The 18,506-nt window shown below is 47.2% G+C and carries 17 protein-coding genes, 4 tRNA genes and 1 pseudogene; 11 read left to right on the top strand and 11 right to left on the bottom strand.

What is annotated here, in order from left to right; genetic code table 11:
- Nucleotides 1–222: 222 nt before the first annotated feature.
- From gdhA to LIN98_RS00685, 6 genes are all read right to left on the bottom strand, one after another.
- Nucleotides 223–1,572, bottom strand: coding sequence for an NADP-specific glutamate dehydrogenase (gene gdhA, locus LIN98_RS00710; RefSeq protein ID WP_249856130.1), 1,350 nt, complete (start codon nt 1,570–1,572; stop codon nt 223–225).
- Between the two features lie 301 nt (nt 1,573–1,873).
- Nucleotides 1,874–3,250 (bottom strand): argininosuccinate lyase, encoded by a 1,377-nt coding sequence (gene argH, locus LIN98_RS00705; RefSeq protein ID WP_005568831.1) that lies wholly within the window; start codon nt 3,248–3,250, stop codon nt 1,874–1,876.
- A 112-nt stretch (nt 3,251–3,362) separates the two neighbouring features.
- Complete coding sequence (locus LIN98_RS00700; protein ID WP_249856129.1) at nt 3,363–4,151, bottom strand: glycosyltransferase family 32 protein; 789 nt, start codon at nt 4,149–4,151, stop codon at nt 3,363–3,365.
- A gap of 109 nt (nt 4,152–4,260) precedes the next feature.
- Nucleotides 4,261–4,336, bottom strand: a tRNA-Val gene (locus LIN98_RS00695).
- 27 nt (nt 4,337–4,363) lie between these two features.
- Nucleotides 4,364–4,439: transfer RNA gene (locus tag LIN98_RS00690), tRNA-Val, on the bottom strand.
- Between the two features lie 38 nt (nt 4,440–4,477).
- Nucleotides 4,478–4,553, bottom strand: a tRNA-Val gene (locus LIN98_RS00685).
- Between the two features lie 285 nt (nt 4,554–4,838).
- Between LIN98_RS00685 and gltX the strand changes: the two genes are divergently transcribed.
- From gltX to cspE, 3 genes are all read left to right on the top strand, one after another.
- On the top strand, nt 4,839–6,284 hold the full coding sequence (gene gltX, locus LIN98_RS00680) for a glutamate--tRNA ligase (RefSeq protein ID WP_005571635.1): 1,446 nt from the start codon (nt 4,839–4,841) through the stop codon (nt 6,282–6,284).
- Nucleotides 6,285–6,362: 78 nt separating this feature from the next.
- Nucleotides 6,363–6,438: transfer RNA gene (locus tag LIN98_RS00675), tRNA-Ala, on the top strand.
- A 292-nt stretch (nt 6,439–6,730) separates the two neighbouring features.
- Nucleotides 6,731–6,940 carry a transcription antiterminator/RNA stability regulator CspE gene (cspE, locus tag LIN98_RS00670; protein ID WP_005547622.1) on the top strand — a complete coding sequence of 70 codons (210 nt, stop codon included), beginning with the start codon at nt 6,731–6,733 and terminating at the stop codon, nt 6,938–6,940.
- A gap of 97 nt (nt 6,941–7,037) precedes the next feature.
- Here cspE and rbsK read toward each other — a convergent pair whose 3' ends face one another.
- The 5 genes and pseudogenes from rbsK to rbsD form a co-directional block, all read right to left on the bottom strand.
- Nucleotides 7,038–7,970 carry a ribokinase gene (gene rbsK / locus LIN98_RS00665; RefSeq protein WP_005571634.1) on the bottom strand — a complete coding sequence of 311 codons (933 nt, stop codon included), beginning with the start codon at nt 7,968–7,970 and terminating at the stop codon, nt 7,038–7,040.
- Nucleotides 7,971–8,052: 82 nt separating this feature from the next.
- Nucleotides 8,053–8,925 (bottom strand): ribose ABC transporter substrate-binding protein RbsB, encoded by an 873-nt coding sequence (gene rbsB / locus LIN98_RS00660; RefSeq protein WP_005567919.1) that lies wholly within the window; start codon nt 8,923–8,925, stop codon nt 8,053–8,055.
- A 21-nt stretch (nt 8,926–8,946) separates the two neighbouring features.
- Nucleotides 8,947–9,911 (bottom strand): annotated as a pseudogene (gene rbsC, locus LIN98_RS00655) (ribose ABC transporter permease).
- Nucleotides 9,908–11,416 carry a ribose ABC transporter ATP-binding protein RbsA gene (rbsA, locus tag LIN98_RS00650; RefSeq protein WP_148326170.1) on the bottom strand — a complete coding sequence of 503 codons (1,509 nt, stop codon included), beginning with the start codon at nt 11,414–11,416 and terminating at the stop codon, nt 9,908–9,910. Before rbsA ends, rbsC begins: the two are co-directional and overlap by 4 nt.
- A gap of 10 nt (nt 11,417–11,426) precedes the next feature.
- Nucleotides 11,427–11,846, bottom strand: coding sequence for a D-ribose pyranase (gene rbsD / locus LIN98_RS00645; RefSeq protein ID WP_249856128.1), 420 nt, complete (start codon nt 11,844–11,846; stop codon nt 11,427–11,429).
- Nucleotides 11,847–12,065: 219 nt separating this feature from the next.
- On the opposite strand from rbsD, the gene rppH reads away from it, so the two are divergent.
- From rppH to hemN, 8 genes are all read left to right on the top strand, one after another.
- The gene (rppH, locus tag LIN98_RS00640) at nt 12,066–12,665 is read left to right on the top strand and encodes an RNA pyrophosphohydrolase (protein ID WP_005547610.1); all 600 of its coding nucleotides are present in this window, start codon (nt 12,066–12,068) and stop codon (nt 12,663–12,665) included.
- A gap of 2 nt (nt 12,666–12,667) precedes the next feature.
- Complete coding sequence (locus LIN98_RS00635) at nt 12,668–13,465, top strand: sulfite exporter TauE/SafE family protein (protein ID WP_005567927.1); 798 nt, start codon at nt 12,668–12,670, stop codon at nt 13,463–13,465.
- Between the two features lie 8 nt (nt 13,466–13,473).
- Entirely contained in the window at nt 13,474–14,271 is a 798-nt protein-coding gene (gene lgt, locus LIN98_RS00630; protein ID WP_005547605.1) for a prolipoprotein diacylglyceryl transferase, read from the top strand.
- On the top strand, nt 14,268–15,119 hold the full coding sequence (locus LIN98_RS00625; RefSeq protein WP_005567929.1) for a thymidylate synthase: 852 nt from the start codon (nt 14,268–14,270) through the stop codon (nt 15,117–15,119). The genes lgt and LIN98_RS00625 overlap by 4 nt, the downstream gene beginning before the upstream one ends.
- A 325-nt stretch (nt 15,120–15,444) precedes the next feature.
- Nucleotides 15,445–15,972 (top strand): tRNA adenosine(34) deaminase TadA, encoded by a 528-nt coding sequence (gene tadA, locus LIN98_RS00620; protein ID WP_005547601.1) that lies wholly within the window; start codon nt 15,445–15,447, stop codon nt 15,970–15,972.
- A gap of 100 nt (nt 15,973–16,072) precedes the next feature.
- Nucleotides 16,073–16,633, top strand: a complete 561-nt coding sequence (gene yihI / locus LIN98_RS00615; RefSeq protein ID WP_005547599.1) for a Der GTPase-activating protein YihI — start codon at nt 16,073–16,075, stop codon at nt 16,631–16,633.
- Between the two features lie 12 nt (nt 16,634–16,645).
- Nucleotides 16,646–17,080 (top strand): DUF2489 domain-containing protein, encoded by a 435-nt coding sequence (locus tag LIN98_RS00610; RefSeq protein ID WP_005540740.1) that lies wholly within the window; start codon nt 16,646–16,648, stop codon nt 17,078–17,080.
- A gap of 18 nt (nt 17,081–17,098) precedes the next feature.
- A complete protein-coding gene (gene hemN / locus LIN98_RS00605) occupies nt 17,099–18,466 on the top strand; it encodes an oxygen-independent coproporphyrinogen III oxidase (protein WP_005567933.1) in 1,368 nt (455 codons plus the stop codon).
- The last annotated feature ends 40 nt before the right edge of the window (nt 18,467–18,506 follow it).

Raw genomic sequence — 18,506 nt, 5'->3', positions numbered from 1 at the left:
GCTCAAATTGTTTAACTTAAGCTTAATTACGCTCCTCAATAATAACGAATATATTCATCGTCCGCCCGGGTTCATCATGTAGTTAAACCGGCGGGAATAAAAATATTCCGATTAAATAATGTTTTCCTATAAAAACCTGCATTTTAATTGATTGGCGGCGGCGTCCTCTTTGGGAGGGCAGATCAAAGTGCGGTCATTTTCAACGGTGTTTTTTCTGACCGATTAATACACCCCTTGTGCCAACATGGCATCGGCGACTTTCACGAAACCGGCGATGTTGGCGCCCACCACATAGTTGATGTTGCCTTGGGCGTTGGAGCCGTATTTTTTACAGTTAGCGTGAATATCCAGCATGATGCTGTGTAATTTCGTGTCCACTTCTTCGCGGGTCCAGCTTAAACGTTGTGCATTTTGCGACATTTCTAAGCCGGAAGTTGCCACACCACCTGCATTCGCTGCTTTGCCCGGTCCGAATAATACGCCGGCGTCAATGAAGGCATTGGTGGCGTCGATGGTGGTTGGCATATTGGCGCCTTCCGCCACCACTTGTACGTCGTTGGCGATAAGGGTTTGCGCGTCGCTCAATGCCAATTCGTTTTGGGTTGCGCAAGGCAGAGCAACATCCACTTTTAAGTGCCATGGGCGCGCGCCTGCCACATATTTCAATCCGAACTGATCGGCGTAATCTTTAACGCGACCGCGTTTCACATTTTTGATTTCCATCAGTGCGGCTAATTTTTCGGTGGTGAAGCCTTCTTCATCCACAACCGTGCCCGAAGAGTCGGAACAGCTAATGACTTTTGCGCCTAATTCCAACGCTTTTTCGATGGCATATTGCGCCACGTTGCCGGAACCTGAAACCGCCACGGTTTTGCCTTTTAAATCCTGACCTTTTTCCGCCAGCATGGCTTGTACGAAATAAACCAAGCCGTAACCGGTGGCTTCCGGACGAATTAAGCTACCGCCGAAGGTTAAGCCTTTACCGGTGAATACGCAGCCGGTTTGGTTAGAGAGTTTTTTCATCATGCCGGTTAAATAACCTACTTCACGACCGCCCACACTGATGTCTCCTGCCGGTATGTCGGTGTCCGGACCGATATGGCGATAAAGTTCCGCCATAAGCGCTTGACAGAAACGCATGACTTCCGCATCGCTTTTGCCTTTCGGATCGAAGTCGGAACCGCCTTTGGCGCCGCCCATCGGTAAGGTGGTTAGGGCGTTTTTGAAGATTTGTTCAAACCCTAAGAATTTTAAAATGGATTGGTTTACGGAAGGGTGAAAACGCATGCCGCCTTTGAACGGACCGATGGCACTGTTAAATTGAATACGGAATGCGCGGTTGACTTGCACTTGACCTTTATCGTCCGTCCATGCTACGCGAAACTGAATGGCGCGTTCAGGTTCTACAAGACGTTCTAATAAGGCTTCGGAACAATATTTCGGATTTTGTTCAAGAAATGGCCAGATGGAAGTAAACACTTCACGAACAGCTTGTAAAAATTCAGGTTGGTTACCATCGCGTTGTTCGACTTTAGCTAAAAATGCTTCTAAGGAAGGGACCGAACCAGACATAAGAAATCTCCTGTAAGATGAATGTTGTTGTTTGCATTTGAGTGAATTGTGTGTTGCTCAACTATGTTGTTAAGTCGGTTTTCAATATGCAACAGCCGGGGAGATGATTTCAAATGTTTTTCTAGAAAAATATTAGAATATTTTGTTTTTATAGAAATGTTTTAGATTTTATCTAATAAAAAAATATTTATGTTAAACGCTGTTTAGTTTTTTGGGTCGCGTAAGTGAAATCGGTGCTAAAAACAAACAAAAGTGCGGTCAGAAAAAATGATGTTTTTTATGACCGCACTTTACGACGTATTTACGACGCAAATCGGGCTTTTGCGTCAGCAATGGCTTCGGCAATGCGCAACGGTGAAACCCCGCCTTTGGCGGCACGTTTGTCTAAACAGGATTGCAGAGACAGAATATCGTACACATCGTCCGACACTTTTTCGCAGAATTGACGGAATTCCGGAATAGTCAATTCTTCTAACGCCTTGTGTTGCTTAATGGCATATACCACGGTCTCGCCCACAATGTGGTGGGAATCGCGGAACGGCACGCCTTTAGCGACCAAGTAATCTGCCAATTCGGTGGCGTTAGAGTAGCCTTTTAGCGCGGATTCGCGGGTGCGTTCCACGTTCACTTTAATATCATCCAACACCAAAGACGCCATATCTAAGCAATCTTGCCAAGTATCCAACGCATCGAAAATGCCTTCTTTGTCTTCCTGCATATCTTTGTTGTAGGCTAACGGCAAACCTTTCAGTGTCATCAGCATGCCGTTTAGGGCGCCGATTACGCGCCCCGCTTTACCGCGAATCAATTCGCAGGCATCGGGATTTTTCTTTTGCGGCATCAGGGAAGAACCGGACGTTACGCGATCGGAGAGTTCCACAAAGTTGGATTCGCCGCTGTTGAAAATAATCATGTCTTCGGCGAAACGGGATAAATGCACCATGCTAAGGGACGCGGCGGAGAGCAGTTCCACAATGTGATCGCGATCGGATACGCTGTCCAAGCTGTTACGGGTGGCGAAGGCGAAATCCAGATCCTTGGCGAACCGTTCGCGATCGATAGGATATGCCGTGCCGGCAAGGGCGCCGCTACCGAGCGGGCAGCTGTTCATGCGACGGTAGGCATCAGCTAAACGGGAATAATCGCGATCCAGCATTTCCACATACGCCATGCACCAATGGGCAAAGGTGATCGGTTGGGCGCGTTGCAGGTGGGTGTAGCCTGGCATCACGGCATCCTGATTGTTTTCTGCTGTGAGCACCAATTTACGCTGTAAGTCACGGATAGAATGCTGCAATTCGGCAACCCGTTGTTTACACCACATTTTGATGTCGAGTGCCACTTGGTCGTTGCGGCTGCGCCCGGTGTGCAGTTTTTTGCCTAAATTGCCTACCTTATCAATGAGCTTACTTTCCACCCAGCTGTGGATGTCTTCCGCGTCATCTTGTAAAATCGCTTGCGGATTTGACCGCACTTCAACTAATAATTCGTGCAATGCCTGTTCTAATTGTTGTTGTTCCTGCACATCTAAAATGCCCACGGATACCAACGCTTTCGACCAGCCGATTGAGCCTTCGATGTCTTGCTCTGCCAAACGGTAGTCAAAGCGTAATGAATCGTTAAAGTTTTTAAAACGCTTATCCGCAGCTTGCGTGAAGCGTCCACCCCAAAGTGCCATAGAACCCTCTGATTGTTATTTGTGAAATCGGTTAAAAAATATATCACAGAAACAAAAAAGGCGATCAACAAAAATCTGCTTTTTGTGACCGCACTTTTTGCTTAATTGACGGTTATTTTAATAAATCTTCGTTTTTCGCGTGAATCCATTTGCCGCGTTTTTTATCCATATATTGAAAATATTCGTTGGCAAAGGTGCCTTGTGCGCAGGTCAATTTATCGCGGCGGGTGTTGACATCTTTGTTTTCCAGCGCTTTATTGAGCGTATCGGGACCGGTGAGGACAAACACGCCGCCGTCAATACGACGGTTTTCGATATTATCAATAATAATGTCCAGAGTTTCTTTCAAAAACGGATTGCTTTTGCGACTGGCTAAAAAGAAATTGGTGTAACGACCACGGCGCGTAATGAGCACTTCGTTGTCTTCGGGATCAATCATCTTATCCAAATTGCCGACCAAATGGCCGTCGATGTCTATGTAAATACCACCGTCGTGGTAGAGCGTGAATAAACGCCAGAAATCCGCCTGCGCCGCGCCGTCGGTAAGTTTGCTATACGCGGCGAATGTGCGGGCATCGGCATTTTTTTCAATATAATCGCCGCGCGCTTCGGTGCTCACATAACGGTAATCATAACCGGGCGAAAACAGGCGATTGACCAAATAGTTACAATAAATCGGTAAGGTAACTTGGTTGCTGTAGTTGGTTTGCCAGATGACTTTATTGATTTTGCCGGGCTTATTGGTTGGGTGTCTTGCCGGGCTGAATTCCGGAATGGTAAAGCGCTTTTTCGGAAAAATCGCGTGGAACGGGTAACTTAGGATTTTGACAATATTGCCGGCTAAACGTAACAAGCCGTTAGAAATGAAAAGTGCGGTCTGATTTTTAATTGGTTTATTCATTCAATGAATCCGTTGATGCAACTGAAAAATTGGGCGTACTTTATCACTTTACGCCAAAAGAATAAATGTTCTGAACCTGTTGAAATAAAATAATTAAAGGGGAAGTGAGTGGTGGGCGATACCGGTCTCGAACCAGTGACCCCCTCCTTGTAAGGGAGGTGCTCTCCCAACTGAGCTAATCGCCCGACGAATCGGCACTTTAAGATTTTAAGTGGTGGGCGATACCGGTCTCGAACCAGTGACCTCCTCCTTGTAAGGGAGGTGCTCTCCCAACTGAGCTAATCGCCCACGTTAGAATCTTAAAATTAGGGAAGTATGTAAAGAAGTGGTGGGCGATACCGGTCTCGAACCAGTGCCCCCCTCCTTGTAAGGGAGGTGCTCTCCCAACTGAGCTAATCGCCCACGTCGTTACATTGACAACATTGAGAAACTTTGAAGTGGTGAGAACATCGGTTTCGAACTCTTGGCGCTTTTCCTATCAAGAATTCTCCTACCTAAGCTAACCGTAACTGCCCTCAGCGTTGTGAGCGAGCATTATAATTGCTCAATGATTTCAGTCAACAAATTTTTGCCAAAAATCCGTCGGTTGTTTCAAAAATAGGCATAAAACACGATTTTTCCTTATGAATTCAATGAACCCGTAGTACAATACCGCACAATTATTTGCATTAGAAAAAGGGTTATAAAATGAAATTAGAGGCATTATTTGATTTGGATCCAAATGTGAAAGTGCGTACCCGTTTTGCGCCAAGCCCGACCGGTTATTTACATGTCGGCGGTGCCAGAACCGCACTTTATTCTTGGTTATATGCAAAACATAACCATGGTGAATTTGTGTTGCGTATCGAAGATACTGATTTGGAACGCTCCACCCCAGAAGCGACGCAAGCTATTTTAGAAGCGATGGAATGGCTGGATTTGGCATGGGAACATGGTCCGTATTATCAAACCAAACGTTTTGATCGTTACAATCAGGTGATTGATCAAATGATTGAACAAGGCTTGGCATACCGTTGCTACTGCACTAAAGAACGCTTGGATGCGTTGCGTCATACACAAGAGAAAAATAAAGAAAAACCGCGTTATGACCGTCATTGCTTGCGTGATCACGCCTATCACTCTGCTGACGAACCGCACGTTGTGCGTTTTAAAAATCCGACGGAAGGTTCCGTGGTTTTTGATGACGCTGTGCGCGGACGCATTGAAATCAGCAACAGCGAATTGGACGATTTGATTATCCGTCGCACCGACGGATCACCGACCTACAATTTCTGCGTGGTGGTGGATGACTGGGACATGGGCATTACCCATGTTGTGCGGGGCGAAGACCACATTAACAACACCCCACGTCAAATTAACATCTTAAAAGCGCTCGATGCACCGATTCCGGTGTATGCCCACGTTTCCATGATTAACGGCGATGACGGGCAAAAACTTTCCAAACGCCATGGCGCGGTGAGCGTCATGCAATATCGCGACGAAGGTTATCTGCCGGAAGCGCTCATCAACTATTTGGTACGCTTAGGCTGGGGACACGGCGATCAGGAAATCTTCACCCGTGAAGAAATGATTGAATTGTTCGATTTGCATTCCGTCAGCAAATCCGCCAGTGCGTTTAATACGGAAAAATTATTGTGGTTGAACCATCATTATATTCGTGAATTACCGGCAGACTATGTAGCGAAACATCTGGCATGGCAATATCAGGATCTTGGTATTGACACCGCCAACGGTCCGGCATTAACGGAAATTGTTGCCATGTTGGCGGATCGCTGCAAAACTTTACGGGAAATGGCGCTGGCAAGCCGTTATTTCTTTGAAGAATTCGACGAATTTGATGAAGCAGCGGCTAAAAAACATTTCAAAGCCGGTTCCGTAGAGACCCTCGAAAAAGTAAAAGAAAAACTGACCGCACTTTCCGGCTGGGATTTACATTCCACTCATGAAGCCATTGAACAAACCGCCGCCGAATTAGAGGTCGGCATGGGCAAAGTGGGGATGCCTTTGCGTGTTGCCGTTACCGGTGCGGGACAATCGCCGTCAATGGATGTCACCCTGGTCGGCATCGGACGCGAACGCGTATTAAACCGCATTCAACGTGCCATTGATTTTATTAAAGCGCAAAACGCTTAATATTTAATCTGATAACATTGAATTGAAAATTTAATATTGACAGACAAAGGGGCGGAATCTATTATAGCCGCCACCTACGGGGATATAGCTCAGTTGGGAGAGCGCTTGAATGGCATTCAAGAGGTCGTCGGTTCGATCCCGATTATCTCCACCAAATTCCAAAATCCTATCAATAAAAATTGATAGGATTTTTTTCGTTTTAACCGAAAGCTGATTAGACAAGCATGTAAATTCAATAAAATAGATTGTTTTCATTTCCCGGGTGTGTTCTAATGCGCTCCACGCTAGACAATCACTTCAGTAAGTTAGTTATTTCGGTTCTTCCTCATTCAAGTTTTAAATTTGCGCTTTGAAGATTCTATTTATCCATCTCTGTTTAAGTCAAATCGCTAGCGGTTCATGCTTTTGCAAGCATATAATTTCATTACTTTAAGAAGGAAGACAACATGTCTAAATTAAACGGCACCGTAAAATGGTTTAACTCCATAAAAGGCTTTGGTTTTATCGCTCCCACGGATGGTTCAAAAGATGTATTCGTACATTTCTCCGGCATCGTCGGTAACAATTTCCGTACTTTAAACGAAGGCGACCATGTGGCGTATAACGTACAGAATTCCCAACGCGGACCGACAGCAATTGAAGTTGAAGTGGTTTAATCCCCATTCCCAATAAAGTGAGCCCTTTGTTTAAAGGGTTCGTTTTTTATCCTTCGATTTTCTACATCTAAAAACGCTGTAAAAAATCACCGCACTTTTATCCCTGCTTTTCAAGAAAATCCAAGGCTTCCGCACGGCTCGGAATTGAGGGCTGCGCACCTTCGCGGGTGACGCTGATTGCCGCCGCTGCGTGGGCGAAGCGAATGGCATTCGTCAATGTTTTTCCTTCCAGTAACGCAACCGCCAAGGCACCATTGAAGGTATCGCCTGCTGCCGTGGTGTCTTTCGCTTTTACGCGAAAACCGCCGATAATTTGCCCCTGACCATTTTCACTGAAATAAACCCCTTTGGCACCCAGGGTAATAAGCACGATTTGCACGCCTAGTTGATGGAATCTTTTTGCCGCCTGTGCTGCCGAGATTTTATCTTCCACTTTAATGTCCGTCAGGATTTCCGCTTCCGTTTCATTTGGTGTAATCATATATAACTGCCGGAGCAATTCTTCCGGTAATGCTTGCGCCGGCGCAGGATTAAGAATCACTTTTGTACCGTTTTGTTTGGCGATTTGCGCCGCTTTACAAATTGCCGAAAGAGGGGTTTCCAGCTGCATTAACAAGGCATCCGCTTGTTGAATATGCGAGGCATAACAGGAAACGAGATGTTCGTCCAGACAGGCATTGGCACCGGCGTTAATTACAATGCTGTTTTCGCCGTTGTCCGCCACTTGAATCATAGCGACCCCCGTCATTTCCTGCTCAACTTGAGTTATGGTCGCCGTGTTAATGCCGTCTTTTGCAAAAGCGGCTTTCATGGTACGACCTATGTCATCGTTACCAAGGCAGGCGATAAAATCCACCTGCGTGTTTGGATCTTTTAACCGTGCGGCAGCTACCGCCTGATTAGCACCTTTGCCGCCGTAAGCAATGCGGTAACCGGAGCCGCGTAACGTTTCACCGGCGCGAGCAAAACGCGGGACACGAATCATATGATCGGCGTTAACGCTGCCGAGCACAACGAGTTTAGCGCACATAATCCCTCCTGAAAAAAAGAACGCACAGCGCGCTCTTCAAAAACGTTTGTAAAAACGACCGCACTTTTTGTGTGGCGACGCATTATTCGCTGATGACTTTGAGATCTACCGGAATTTTGGCTTCTACTTTTTCGCCTTTAAGCAATTTGTCTGCCGTCACCACGCCAAGTTCGCCGATTAACGCCGGTTGTTGAGCGATTGTTGCCGCCATTTTTCCGCTTTTTACCGCTTTCATGCCGTCATCGGTGCCGTCAAAGCCAACCACGAGGACTTTTTTATTGGCGGCGGATAACGCGCGCAATGCGCCTAATGCCATTTCATCATTTTGAGCGAATACGGCTTGAACCGTGCCTTTGGTGGCAAGCAGATTTTCCATCACATTTAAGCCTTTCGTGCGGTCAAAATCAGCCGGTTGATTGGCAAGTACATCAAATTTATGTTCGGCAACCGCTTGCTTGAAGCCCTCGCCCCGTTCACGGGCGGCGGAAGTGCCCGCCAAGCCTTCTAATTGAATGACTTTGGCATTGGCACCAAGTTTTTGCGCGATAAAATCGCCTGCCATTTTGCCGCCGGCAACGTTGTCGGATGCGATATGGCTCACCACTTCGCCTTTTGCCGCACCACGGTCTAAGGTGATAACCGGAATTTTATTGCGATTGGCGATGGCGACGGCATTGCTTACCGCTTCCGAATCGGTCGGGTTAATCAGCAACACTTTCGCGCCGCGCACCAGTAAATCTTCTACGTTTGCCAGCTCCTTCGCCGGGTCATTTTGAGAATCCAGCACCACCAGTTTGTAGCCCAGCTCATCGGCTTTTTTCTGCGCACCTTCTTTTAAGGATACGAAAAACGGGTTGTCCAGTGTGGAAACGGTGAGGGCGATCGTGTCCTGCGCCAGTGCTGAGGTGCTGAAACTCAATAAAAGTGCGGTGGCTAATGTGGTTAGTTTTTTCATACGCTTCTCCTTGAACGTGAATTAAAGTTTTTTGCTGCCTAAATAGTTATCTGCTAAAACCGCAATCAGAATAACCAATGCTTTTGCTATCATTTGATAGTAAGAGGAAATATCAGTAAATTCAGTGCATTATTTAAAAATCCGATAATCAGCGCGCCGATGAGTGTGCCCATGACCCGACCTTTGCCGCCCATTAAACTGGTTCCGCCCACCACAACCGCTGCGATGGCATCTAATTCGTAAGACACACCCGCAGTGGGTTGGGCGGAAGAGAGGCGGGACGTGACGATAAGTCCGGAAAGGGCGGATAGAAAGCCGCTGACGGCAAATACGAAAATTTTCACTTTGTTAACGTTGATGCCGGACAGCCGGGTTGCCGCTTCGTTGCCGCCGAGGGCGTAAATGTAGCGTCCTATTTTGGTGTGTTTCAGCACATACCAAGACACTAAAAACACGATTGCCATTAACCAAATCGGAAGCGGGATGACGAATAAATAGCCGGTGCCGAGAAACGCGAAGGCATCAGCGGTATCGGAAAAACCGGTACTAATCGGGCGACCGTCCGTATAAACCATGGCGACGCCGCGTAATAACGTCATGGTTACTAGGGTGGCAATAAACGCCTGCACTTTTCCTTTGGCGACGATCACGCCGCTGATGCCGCCGAGCAACGTGCCGATGAGTAAAACCAGCGGAATCACCAATAACACCGGCAATTCCGCGCCCACCATACTTGCCGCGAAAGCCCCTGTCAGTGCGAGAATGGAACCTACGGATAAATCAATGCCGGCAATTAAAATCACGAAAGTCATGCCGACGGCGATAATGGCGTTTACCGAGGTTTGGCGCAAAATGTTGAGAATATTATCCACGCTGAAAAAATCGGGATTAATCGCCGACACGACGCCAATAAGCACCAATAAGGCGATAATTGAGCGTTGTTCCAGTAAAAATTTACCTAACTTTATATTTTGTTGTTCAGTCATATTATCGCCTCTTGTGAATTGAGTTTTTCGATGGCGGCTGCCAATAATTTTTTTTGTGTGGCGTCAGCCCGCTGAAATTCGGCGCTGATATGTCCTTCCCGCATCACCAGAATGCGATCGCTCATGCCCAACACTTCGGGCATTTCGGAAGAGACCAAAATAATGCTCATGCCTTCTCCTTTGAATTGATTAATGAGCTGATAAATTTCTTTTTTTACGCCTACATCTACGCCACGCGTTGGCTCATCTAAAATCAGCACCTGCGGACGGGTCATCAAGCCTTTGGCGATGGAGACTTTTTGTTGATTGCCGCCGGAAAGAAGCCCGATGGGTTGCTCCCGGCTTGGCGTTTTTATGTTGAATAACATGATAAAATCATCCACTGCCATGCGTTCCGCCGCCCGGTCGATATGAAAGGTTTTGGCGAAATAATCTAACGCGGTAAGGGACATATTTTCTTTGACCGACATACCTAAAATCAGCCCGTCGCCTTTGCGGTCTTCGGAAATATACACAATGCCGTTACGTAAGCCTTCCTGTGGCGTACGATTCAAAATCGCCCGTTGATTTAACCGCACTTCACCGGATTCTCGCGGCAGCGCACCGTAAAGCACTTTCATTAATTCGCTGCGACCGGTGCCCATTAAGCCGGAAATACCGAGAATCTCGCCGCTGCGCAATGCAAAGGAGACATCATGTACGCCGCTGCCGCTGAGATGGTTTACCGTCAAGCGCACTTCGCCGGGTGCCCGTTCCAGACGCGGATATTGTTCTTCTAAACGACGACCCACCATCATTTCGATAAGACGATTTTCATCTAAATTTTCCACCGCACTTTCGCCGATAAACTGACCGTCGCGCAACACGGTGACATTATCGCAAATCTGAAAAATTTCTTTAATTCGGTGGGAAATATACACAATGCCGCGATTTTCCGCCTTGAGCTCACGGATTACCTTAAATAAGGCTTCCGTTTCGGTGTTGGTGAGCGCGTCGGTGGGTTCGTCCATAACAATGACTTTGGATTCAAAACTAAGGGCTTTGGCGATCTCCACCATTTGCTGTTCGCCGATGGAAAGCGTAGCGCAAAGGGTTTGGCTGCTGTGGGTGACACCCAGACGTGCCAACAACTTATCCGCTTCCCGATACATGCGTTGCCAATCAATGGCGCCCCAAGGTTTGGTAAATTCCCGTCCGAGAAAAATATTCTCTGCAATGGTTAAATTGCCTACCAAATTGAGTTCTTGATGAATAATGCTGATGCCCGCTTCCTGAGAATCTTTCGGACCTTTAAACGCCACTTGTTTTCCTAAATATTCAATGCTTCCCGTGTCTTTGTCGTAAATGCCGGTGAGCACTTTCATCAGGGTGGATTTGCCCGCGCCATTTTCTCCCATTAACGCCATGGCGTGCCCAGCATACACGGACAAACCGGCGTTGCTTAAGGCTTTCACGCCGGGAAAGGATTTATCAACGCCGCTGATTTTTAACAGAGGTTGCTGCATAACGCCTCCGTTAAAACGGCACGCCGGAATACAAAATAATATTGGCGTATGGCGAGCATTCGCCGCTGCGTACGATAGCTTTGCTTCGCGCGGTGGCGTGTTTGAACGCCTCGTGGCTAACGTATTCTATGGCGATTCGGTTGCCTTGTTGCTGTTCCAGTTTGTTCAGGCGGGCTAAAAGTGCGGTCAGAATTTCGGGACTTTTTTCTTGGATTTTCTGCGCCAGTAACACCCGTTCTACAAATATTTCGCTGACGATGGCATCTAAGCAGGCGAGGAAACTTGGGATGTTTTTGGTTAAGGCGAGATCGATACGTTCAACTTGGGTGGGGATCGGCAGAGCCGCGTCGCAGAGGGTTAAACCGTCGGTGTGTCCCAGCGTGGCAATGCAATGAGAGAGTTGGGCGTTGAGGATTATGGTTTTTTTCATCATCACTCCTTTTGATAAATTAACACGCGGTGTAAGTGTAGAAGAAATCGACAAAAAGCGAAAACAGATAAACCGGGTTTTGTGAAGTGGATCAAAAAACGGCGTGTGGATTTGCTGCTTCGTTTTTGCCGTTTTATAAGAATAAGTTGTGCTAACGGGCAGTTTGTGAAACAATTCACCGTTGTTTGAATTTAAAAGATTAAAAGTAAGGATACGATAGTGATCGACTCCGATGGCTACCGTCCGAATGTAGGCATTGTTATTTGCAACAATAAGGGGCAAGTGCTGTGGGCGAAGAGATACGGACAAAACTCCTGGCAATTTCCGCAGGGCGGAATTAATTGTAGTGAAACGCCCGAGCAGGCGATGTATCGCGAATTGTTTGAGGAGGTGGGTTTAACACGCAAAGATGTGCGGGTGCTGCATGCTTCCAAACATTGGTTACGTTATAAGTTGCCGAAACGTTTGTTGCGTTCTGATTCTAAACCAATGTGTATCGGACAAAAACAACGTTGGTTTTTACTGGAACTCATCGGCGACAGCAAAAATATCAATATGCAATGCAGCAAAATCCCGGAATTCGACGGTTGGCGTTGGGTCAGTTTTTGGTATCCGGTGCGTCAGGTGGTGTCTTTCAAAAAAGAAGTATATCGCAAGGCCATGAAGGAATTCGCCTCGGTGTTATTTGATGAAAATAACAAAGGGTTATTGCAACCGAAGGAACTAAGTGCGTCGGAAGAAAATAGGCGCGTTTCCCCGTCGAAAAAACACAACAATTCCAAACATTCAAAACGCCCATCATATAAATACAAAGGATAATTATGTTAACCTTTTTTCTCTTCTGCTTACTTGCCGGTTGTATTGCCGGCTTTTTAGCCGGTTTATTCGGCATCGGCGGTGGGCTGGTGATTGTGCCGATGTTGGTGTATTTATTGCCTATCGTCGGTGTGCCCGATTCGCTGCTCATGCCAACCGCACTTGGTACTTCTTTTGCCACCATTGTGATTACCGCCTTTTCCTCCGCGCAACGGCACCACAAACTGGGCAACGTTGTGTGGTCAACTTTAAAATATTTTGCGCCCGCCTTAATGATCAGCGCTTTTGTCTCCAGTCAATATATCAGCAAATTACCGCACGAAATTTCCAGTAAATTATTCGCCTGTTTAGTGATGTATTTAGCGGCAAAAATGGTGCTTTCCATTAAACAAAAACACATTGATCCCAATAAGAAAATCACCCCGTTAGCCTCCATTATCGGTGGTGGTCTCATCGGCATGGCAGCCAGCGTGGCGGGTATCGGTGGTGGCGGGTTTATCGTGCCATTTTTAAACTCGCGCAATGTGGATATTAAAAAAGCCATCGGTACTTCCGCGTTCTGCGGAATGTTAATGGGCATTGCCGGCATGTTAAGTTTTATGGTGAGCGGCTGGAACGCACCGGGTATGCCGCCGTATTCCATCGGTTTTGTGTATTTGCCGGCGGTGTTGAGCATTACCGTGACCTCATTTTTTACCTCCAAACTCGGCGCCAGTGCCACCAATAAACTGCCGGTGCCGACCTTGAAGAAAGCCTTTGCCGCCTTTTTAATTGTGGTGGCGATAAATATGTTGTTGAAATAAGGAAAGTTATGAATTCAGATTATCTTATATTGCCCCATTTCGACCCCGCCATTTTTGAATTCGGTCCTATCGGCCTGCGCTGGTACGGCTTGATGTACCTGCTCGGGTTTATTTTTGCCCGCTGGTTAGGCGTGCGTCGCGCCAAACGACCGAACAGCGGCTGGACCGTAGAGCAAGTGGATTCCCTGTTATTTAACGGTTTCATGGGCGTATTTCTAGGCGGGCGTATCGGCGATGTGTTCTTCTATAATCTCGACCATTTTCTGCAAGATCCGCTGTATTTATTCCGCGTTTGGGAAGGTGGTATGTCCTTCCACGGTGGCTTAATCGGTGTGATTATCGCCATGATCCTCACCTCCAAAGCGCAGAAACGCAATTTCTGGGCGACGGCGGATTTTGTGGCGCCGTTAATTCCTTTCGGCTTGGGTATGGGGCGCATCGGTAATTTCATCAATCTGGAATTATGGGGACGCCAAACGGATGTGCCTTGGGCGATGATTTTCCCGACGGATCCTCTACTGTTGCCTCGCCACCCGTCGCAATTGTACGAAGCCTTTTTGGAAGGGCTGGTGTTGTTCCTGATTCTCAATTGGTTTATTCGCAAACCGCGCCCGATGGGGGCGGTAGCGGGTTTATTCCTTATCGGTTACGGCTGCTTCCGCTTTATTATCGAATATGTACGCGAGCCGGACGTGGAGCTGTTCCTTGACGTCATCACGCGGGGGCAATTGCTTTGCCTGCCGATGATTCTCGGCGGCATGTTAATCATACTTTGGGCATACAAAAAAAGTGCGGTGAAAAAATGAAACAATATTTAGATTTGTGCCGACGCATTATTGATGAAGGCGTTTGGGTGGAAAACGAACGCACCGGCAAACGCTGCTTAACGGTGATTAACGCCAACCTGACCTACGACGTGGTAAACAATCAATTTCCGTTGATTACCACCCGTAAAAGCTATTGGAAAGCCGCCATCGCCGAATTTTTAGGCTATATTCGCGGCTACGATAATGCCGCCGATTTTCGCAAGCTCGGTACTAAAACCTGGGATGCCAACGCTAACGAAAACCAGGCGTGGTTAAACAATCCGCACCGTAAAGGTACCGATGATATGGGGCGCGTGTACGGCGTACAGGGCAGAAGCTGGCGCAAACCTAACGGCGAGCATTTGGATCAGCTACGCAAAATTGTCAACAACCTGAGCAAAGGTATCGACGATCGCGGCGAGATTTTGACATTCTACAACCCGGGCGAATTTGATCTGGGCTGCCTGCGTCCTTGTATGCACACCCACACTTTTTCCCTGCTTGACGACACTTTATATCTCACCAGCTACCAACGCTCCTGTGATGTGCCGCTCGGCTTGAATTTCAACCAAATCCAAGTGTTCACGTTTCTTGCTTTGATGGCGCAAATTACCGGCAAAAAAGCAGGGCAGGCGTTTCATCAAATCGTCAACGCGCACATTTACGAAGACCAGCTGGAACTTATGCGCGATGTGCAATTAAAACGCGAACCGTTCCCGTCGCCGACGCTGGAAATTAATCCGGACATCAAATCCCTGGCAGACCTGGAAACCTGGGTCACTATGGACGATTTTAAAGTCACGGGCTACCAATGCCACGAACCGATTAAATATCCGTTTTCCGTGTAACGAAAAAGTGCGGTCGGTTTTTAAAATGTTTTTTATTTTCACCGTGATTGACGCTCATTTTCCCCTCGCCCGTTTACGGGACAAATGCTTGCATTTGAGCGTTGGCTCTGCCAACGACCCCGAAGGGGCGAGTGAAGCGAGTATTGGGTGGAGAAAATCCGAGGGATTTTCGGAGGGAGAGAGGGGAAATAAAGTTCGTATCCTCCTCTCTCTGACAAAAATTGTTGAATGCAATTTTCGTCGGTCTCTCTCCCGAAAGCGGGCGAGAGGAAAATAAAAAACATTTTAAAATACAACCGCACTTTAACTCTAACTGAACTCAATCATGACCGAATCCCAAACCCAGCTCGACGAAAAATTTATGCACCATGCCCTAATGTTGGCGGGCAAAGCCGAAGCTTTGGGGGAAATCCCCGTGGGGGCTGTGTTAGTGAGTGAAGCGGGGGAAATTATCGGTGAAGGCTGGAATTTATCCATTATCCATTCCGATCCCACCGCACACGCGGAAATTGTCACGCTGCGTCAAGGAGGGCAGAAGTTGCAAAATTACCGTCTGCTTAACACCACCTTATATGTGACCCTTGAGCCTTGCACCATGTGCGCCGGGGCGATTTTACACAGCCGTATTAAACGCTTGGTGTTCGGCGCTGCCGATTACAAAACCGGCGCGGTGGGTTCTCGTTTTCATTTTTTCGATGATTACAAAATGAATCACGCTATCGAAATCACCGGTGGCGTACTGCAACAGGAATGCAGCGAAAAACTCAGCGCCTTCTTCCAAAAACGCCGCGCACAGCAAAAGGAAGCGAAATTGGCACGTCAGGCGACTGTCGAAATGCCTTCCAGCGCCTAAAAGTGCGGTGCTTTTTACCGGCGTTTTTGAATACCCCTCGTTAAATTGCCCGTAGAGTGATACAATCGCCGATCAATTTTATTAGCCAAAGAGAGCATGTATGTCCCGTCAGAAAAAGACCCGCCGCCTTACGGATATTATGCCGGCGCGCAAAGCCGATAAAAAATCGGAGCAACCCTATTCAGGTCGCAAAGCCACACGTTATGAACTCGACGCGAAAGCGCGTGAAGAGAAGAAAAAGCGCAAACACAAAGGTTTGAGTTCGGGCTCCCGTCACAGTGCGGCGGAGAGTAAAAACGCCGAACAGGTAAAAGAAGCGCAGGATCCGCGTCTCGGTAGCCGCAAAAAAGTGCCGTTAATAGTGGAATTTGTGAATAAACCGCAAAAAGCGCAAGCCGTTTCTGCCACGAAAGCCGAGCCTAAAGCAAAATTGGATCCGATGCTGGAATTGGAACAGTTGGAAAATAATGAATGCTTACATCAGTTGTTGGATCAATTAGATGAAGGCAAGAAACTGTCTGCCGAGGATCAGCAATTTGTGGATGAATGTTTGGCGCGCGTCGAGCAATTAATGACCGAATTGGGTATTGCGGAAGACGAGGAAAACGACGAAGATTTATACCGCACTTTCGAGCGAATCGACATCAATCAATTCAAATAAATGTTTTAGATTATGTGGAAAATCCTTTTACTCATTGCGGCCGTGTGTATTGTTGCGGGCATGATCGGCTATGCTGTGTATTTATTGCTCGCGTTACAAAAACAGAAAAAAGCCTTGCAACTTGCCCGCCAAAATCGCATCAATCGCATTAAAGAAAGCCTGGAAATTATCGCCAAAGCCATGTTGAACGGCGATTGTAATTTGTCGGAAGGCGTGCTGCGTTTGAAAATGTTGCTGGAACCTGTGGGCATGGCGCTTAAAAATTATCCTGCCATGTGGCAATTGTATGAAATGGTGGAAGGTATGCCCACCCACAATGCGCGTAAAGAATTGAAAAAGAACGAAAGAATGCGCCTGGATTTGCGCCGCGAAAGCGCTGAAGCGGAACTTGAAAGTAAAATTAAATTGGAACTGCATCGGCTGTTGACCGATATTCAAACATTATAAAGAGTGGGGAAAAATGTAATGTCCGAGATTATTTGGGATTTAGCATTAATTCAGAAATATAACCAATCCGGTCCGCGTTATACCTCTTATCCGACGGCGCTGGAATTTAGCGAAAATTACACCAATGACGATTTCACTGCAGCGGCGCAACGTTACCCCGAGCGCCCGCTGTCCTTATATGTTCACATTCCGTTTTGCCACAAACTTTGCTATTTCTGTGCTTGTAATAAACTCATCACACGCCATCAGCACAAAGCGGATATTTATTTGGATTTTCTGGAAAGGGAAATACAAGTGCGGTCGAAATTATTTGCAGATCGCGTGACAACCCAAGTACACTGGGGCGGTGGCACGCCGACCTATTTAACGGAAGCGCAATCTTCCCGTTTGATGCAAATGCTACGCGATCATTTCAATATCGCCGACAACGCGGAAATCAGCATTGAAATGGATCCCCGTGAAATCGAACTTTCCATGCTTGAACACTTGCGCCACATCGGTTTCAACCGTATCAGCATGGGCGTACAGGATTTCAACAAAGAGGTGCAAAAAGCGGTCAATCGAGAGCAGGATGAGGATTTTGTCAACGCGCTGTTGGTGCGCGCCCGCGAGCTGGGTTTTCAATCCACCAATCTGGATTTAATTTATGGCTTGCCGTTCCAAACCGTTGATGGTTTTATGTTCACGTTGCAAAAAGTGATTGAACTCAACCCCGATCGTCTAAGCGTATTCAACTACGCCCATTTGCCGAGCCGTTTTGCCGGACAGGCGAAAATCAAGGATTGGCAGTTGCCGAAACCGGAAGCGAAACTGGAAATTCTGCAAAAAACCATCGAAACGCTGGGCAACGCCGGTTACAAATTTATCGGCATGGATCATTTCGCTAAACCCGATGACGAACTTGCCATTGCGCAACAAAAAGGCGTGCTACACCGCAATTTCCAAGGCTACACCACGCAGGAAGAATGTGATTTGCTGGGCTTGGGTGTGTCGGCAATCAGCCTGCTCGGCGATACTTACGCACAAAATCAAAAGGACTTAAAAGCCTATTATACGGCGGTGGACATGCACGGCATTGCGTTGCATAAAGGCTTAGCCATGACCAAAGAAGATTGTCTGCGTCGTGATGTGATTAAACAATTGATTTGTAACTTTAAACTCGCTTACGCGCCGATTGAACAACAATATCATATTCATTTTAAACAATATTTCGCCGAGGATTTAGCACTGCTGGCGCCTTTAGCCGCCGACGGTTTGCTGGACATCGGCGAAGCACAAATCACCGTTTCCGCCAAAGGGCGTTTGTTGATTCGCAATATTTGTTTGTGTTTCGACACGTATTCCCGCGCACAAGCAAAACAACAACAGTTTTCGCGGATTATTTAAGATGTAGGTTCGCCCTTACGCCAACAAAAGTGCGGTGGAA

The sequence above is a fragment of the Aggregatibacter actinomycetemcomitans genome (assembly GCF_023518055.1).
Taxonomy (GTDB): domain Bacteria; phylum Pseudomonadota; class Gammaproteobacteria; order Enterobacterales; family Pasteurellaceae; genus Aggregatibacter; species Aggregatibacter actinomycetemcomitans.
The sequence above is the reverse complement of the archived record's forward strand: the minus strand, read 5'-3'. Positions and strand labels throughout refer to the sequence as shown.

Excerpts from the sequence above, each read along its gene's own strand:
- gdhA (WP_249856130.1), bottom strand. The coding sequence starts at position 1,572 with ATGTCTGGTTCGGTCCCTTCCTTAGAAGCATTTTTAGCTAAAGTCGAA.
- argH (WP_005568831.1), bottom strand. The coding sequence starts at position 3,250 with ATGGCACTTTGGGGTGGACGCTTCACGCAAGCTGCGGATAAGCGTTTT.
- LIN98_RS00700 (WP_249856129.1), bottom strand. The coding sequence starts at position 4,151 with ATGAATAAACCAATTAAAAATCAGACCGCACTTTTCATTTCTAACGGC.
- gltX (WP_005571635.1), top strand. The coding sequence starts at position 4,839 with ATGAAATTAGAGGCATTATTTGATTTGGATCCAAATGTGAAAGTGCGT.
- cspE (WP_005547622.1), top strand. The coding sequence starts at position 6,731 with ATGTCTAAATTAAACGGCACCGTAAAATGGTTTAACTCCATAAAAGGC.
- rbsK (WP_005571634.1), bottom strand. The coding sequence starts at position 7,970 with ATGTGCGCTAAACTCGTTGTGCTCGGCAGCGTTAACGCCGATCATATG.
- rbsB (WP_005567919.1), bottom strand. The coding sequence starts at position 8,925 with ATGAAAAAACTAACCACATTAGCCACCGCACTTTTATTGAGTTTCAGC.
- rbsA (WP_148326170.1), bottom strand. The coding sequence starts at position 11,416 with ATGCAGCAACCTCTGTTAAAAATCAGCGGCGTTGATAAATCCTTTCCC.
- rbsD (WP_249856128.1), bottom strand. The coding sequence starts at position 11,846 with ATGAAAAAAACCATAATCCTCAACGCCCAACTCTCTCATTGCATTGCC.
- LIN98_RS00635 (WP_005567927.1), top strand. The coding sequence starts at position 12,668 with ATGTTAACCTTTTTTCTCTTCTGCTTACTTGCCGGTTGTATTGCCGGC.
- lgt (WP_005547605.1), top strand. The coding sequence starts at position 13,474 with ATGAATTCAGATTATCTTATATTGCCCCATTTCGACCCCGCCATTTTT.
- LIN98_RS00625 (WP_005567929.1), top strand. The coding sequence starts at position 14,268 with ATGAAACAATATTTAGATTTGTGCCGACGCATTATTGATGAAGGCGTT.
- tadA (WP_005547601.1), top strand. The coding sequence starts at position 15,445 with ATGACCGAATCCCAAACCCAGCTCGACGAAAAATTTATGCACCATGCC.
- yihI (WP_005547599.1), top strand. The coding sequence starts at position 16,073 with ATGTCCCGTCAGAAAAAGACCCGCCGCCTTACGGATATTATGCCGGCG.
- LIN98_RS00610 (WP_005540740.1), top strand. The coding sequence starts at position 16,646 with ATGTGGAAAATCCTTTTACTCATTGCGGCCGTGTGTATTGTTGCGGGC.
- hemN (WP_005567933.1), top strand. The coding sequence starts at position 17,099 with ATGTCCGAGATTATTTGGGATTTAGCATTAATTCAGAAATATAACCAA.